Consider the following 3,336-nt stretch of genomic DNA (forward strand, 5'->3'; position numbering starts at 1 on the left):
GCCCACACCACCATGTCGCCGCCATGGGTGGTGGTGGCGCCTTCGGCGGCGCTGGACAGGGTCACGACGGTGATGCCGGCGCCGGCGCCCAGCTTGATCTCACCCTTTTCAATGCCGCGCAGCGCGCGCTTGGAATTGATGATGAAGACCAGCTTGGCCTGTTCCAGGCCGATCTGCAGGCCGAAGCTGGCCGAGCCCATGCCGTAGAAGCGCGGGGTGGACCAGCCGCGGCCGGTGCGGTGCAGCAACACGCCGTCGCCGCCTTCGGCGCCGAAGATGAAGCCGGCCTTGACCAGCTTGGGCACGATGTAGATGGCCTCGGCATTCTGCAGCATGTTGCGGGCGGTGCCGAAAGCGGGGTCGTGGCGCAGGTCGTTGACGACTTCGTTGGCGTCACGCAGCAGCTCGGTCTTGTCCGAGGCCTGGGCAGGGGTGATGAAGGCGACGGCGGCGACGGCGGCGACGGACGCCAGCTTGGCCACGGACTTGAATAAGGGGGACTTCAGCATGGAAAATTCCTTCTGGGGCTATGTGGTCGTTAAAACGCCAGCCTAACCCAAAGGTTCCATATGCGGCAGGGGACGACGCCAAGCGTCGTCAGACGTTGAGGAAATCCACCTTCTGCTTGCGGGCAGCGCGGATGCGCCGGTCGGACCCCCACCAGGGCGCGCGAGCCCGGGAACGGCGGTCGGGGCCGAAGAATTCCTGCGCCACGATGAAGGGGCGGGGCGCGGCTGTCATTTTTGTCATCAACGTCCGGGGGCTGATGGGGACGGTGATGATGTCGGTGACCCCGGCGTCGCGGGCCTGTTCGACATCGTGGCGACGGGCGCGGGGCTGCAGCGCGAAGATGGGCACCAGCGGGTTGAGCATGGATTCCTTGCGCCGCGCCGCGACCGGGAAGGACATGCCGTCATACCCTTCGCTCTTGGGATCGTAGAAGACGGCGTGGAACATCTCCATGCTCAGCAGTTCGATGGCGCGGCGGGTATCCTCGACCTGGACGATGCTGGTGACGCCCATGACCGACAGGATGGAGCGCAAAAGCAAAAGCGCGTGGGTCTTGCTGCCCAACAGCAGGATGCGGTGTTTGGAAATATCTGCCCGGTCCACGCGATGCCTCACAATTCCTGAACAAAATATCGCGACGAATTTGCGCCTTTTCACCTTAATCCGGGGTAAAATGGCGTGGTTAACACGGGATACAAACCATGCGCCGCGCCCTCATTCTGCTGCTTGTTGTCATTCCCTTGTCGGCCTGCGGGCTGTTCGTCAGCAAGGAGACGCGGGCGCTGCGCAAGACGCCGGACTATCGTGCCGGCTACCAGGATGGCTGCAACAGCGCCTATGGACCCGATGCCGACAAGCGCCATGACGACACCATCGTGCGCGACGATGCGGAGTATAAAAGCAACAAGGCCTATCGCAGCGGCTGGAACCGGGGCCTTGCGGCATGCCGCACCTCGGGCACCGGCTACAGCGGCGGAGCGTTGCCGGGCACCTCACCCAACAGCGGGCCGATCCCGGACATGAATCCGGGCAATGGCGGGCTTCCTCCGCGCTAGTTGCACAAGCTGGTGATGCTGAGTGTCTTCTGCGAGCGTTCGTCCAGGCTGGTGTTGGCGCACAGCGGTGCAGCGATCGCCATCGCCTCCTGCGTGCGGCCCTGATAGCGCACGCTGACGGCCAGCAGCGCGCGGGTCCAGTTGCTGAAGGCGGTGCTCATCACCGGGCTGCCTTCGCCCAGCCGCTGGGCATCGCGGAAATAGGGCTCGGCATCCGAGACGTCGTTCTTGTCCAGGAAATACAGGCCCCGGAACATATGCGCGCGGGGGTCCCTGGGATATTTTGTCACCAGCGCGAAGGAGGTGTTCTTCATCGACTCGGTATCGGTGGGCATCTCGCGCGGCGGGATATAGGCGAGGCCGTCACGGGCATAATGGGCATAGGTGACAGTGGACACCAGGAAGGCCCAGATCGTCATCGCCGCCCAGGCGCCGGCAAGGGTGGCGGCGGCGTTGCGGCCGGGGGGTGTTTCGTCTTCGTCATTCCACAGCACCAGCATCACGAAGCCGATCAGCACGCCCGCCAGGCAGCCGCCCAGATGGGCATTGATGTCGGTGACCGCGCCGCCGCGGCTGACTGACGGCATCAGGGCGGGAAACAGCGCGAAGGCCGCCACCCGGCGCATCCGCACGGGGCTCTTGGCGCCGGCATGGAAGCTCAGCGTGAACAGCGCCGCCAGCGTCGCCATGATGGCACCGGAGGCGCCGACTGACAGCATGTCGGCGGGATTGAAGAGTGTGGACAGCAGCGCGCCGGCAAAGCCGCCGGTGAAATAGATGGCGGCGAACCAGCCAATGCCGATCATCGGCTCCAGCAGGAAGCCCACCACGATGAAGGTGACGAGGTTGCCCACCAGGTGCGCGACCGAGCCGTGCAGCGCGGTCTGGGTGAACAGCCGCCACCATTCGCCATGGCCTTGCACTTGCGCGCGGGAGGAGGCGCCCATTGCCAGCAGGCTGAAATGGCCGGGGGCCATGGGGCCGGTCCAGTCGGTGGCGCGCGCTAGCTCGGCCTGGAAGCGAGACACCAGCAGGCAGCTCAGGACCAGCGTGAACCAGGGAATGTTTGAGACGATGCGTGCCAAGAAGCCGGGCGGCGTGACGGCCTGCGGACGCGCCGGCGTTTCTTCCACGGGGCGGGGCGTTGAAACAGGCGCAGAAACGCGCACGGGCGCTGGCCCGCGCTTGCCGAAGCTGGCTGTTCTGGAAGCCGTCATCCCCACCGCCGTCTGGAGCGGTGAGGATAGGTTTTCAGGCTTTAAGGCAGGTAATCAAAGACGGTTAACAGGGTTTGAAAATAACCCTGTCATTGCCGCCTGCTGGCATAATTTCTCCCGGATCAATTCGGCGGTCCGCATGTCCCCCCGGCCATGGCCTGTGGGCTGACACAAAAGCTTTGAGATATCAGCGATATCGTGAATCTGATTGAGGCTGGGGAACAGAGCGATGCTCAAAAGAGAACTGCGTAGACTGGCCTACATGGCCGTCGGTTTTGTCGTTCTTGAGGTGGCAGTCTTTTCAGCCCATCCGGGCTGGCGACTTGCGGATCATCTCGATTACGTCGTGGTGGGCCTTATCAGTGGCTTGGCAGGCGGCTATGCGACCGATTTCCTAATTATCCCTTGGTGGAGGCGCCGGACGTCAAAGCCACAACCCTAGGTCAAACTGTACCAGTGCCCATTGCGGTGTAAGCGGGGAATCCAAGGACGTTGGATCCCCGCTTTCGCGGGGATGACAACGTTTATTCGGCAGCGGCGCGAACCGGCTGGGA

General features: G+C 63.8%; 4 protein-coding genes. 1 reads left to right on the top strand and 3 read right to left on the bottom strand.

The genetic code is table 11. The features are described 5' to 3' along the window. Together B3V69_RS10235 and B3V69_RS10240 are read right to left on the bottom strand one after the other, a co-directional pair. Nucleotides 1–482, bottom strand: a 482-nt coding sequence (locus B3V69_RS10235; RefSeq protein WP_296446231.1) for a lipid-binding SYLF domain-containing protein, incomplete at its 3' end; no start/stop codon positions are given. A 115-nt stretch (nt 483–597) separates the two neighbouring features. Next, nucleotides 598–1,113, bottom strand: a complete 516-nt coding sequence (locus B3V69_RS10240) for a hypothetical protein (protein ID WP_296446233.1) — start codon at nt 1,111–1,113, stop codon at nt 598–600. Between the two features lie 98 nt (nt 1,114–1,211). Between B3V69_RS10240 and B3V69_RS10245 the strand changes: the two genes are divergently transcribed. After that, nucleotides 1,212–1,565, top strand: coding sequence for a hypothetical protein (locus B3V69_RS10245; RefSeq protein WP_296446235.1), 354 nt, complete (start codon nt 1,212–1,214; stop codon nt 1,563–1,565). Here the strand turns inward: B3V69_RS10245 and B3V69_RS10250 are convergent. Next, a complete protein-coding gene (locus B3V69_RS10250) occupies nt 1,562–2,698 on the bottom strand; it encodes a rhomboid family protein (protein ID WP_296446238.1) in 1,137 nt (378 codons plus the stop codon). The genes B3V69_RS10245 and B3V69_RS10250 overlap by 4 nt on opposite strands. Nucleotides 2,699–3,336 lie beyond the last annotated feature (638 nt).

It is taken from the genome of Rhodoferax sp. UBA5149 (assembly GCF_002413825.1).
In the GTDB taxonomy this organism is placed as follows: domain Bacteria; phylum Pseudomonadota; class Gammaproteobacteria; order Burkholderiales; family Burkholderiaceae_C; genus Rhodoferax.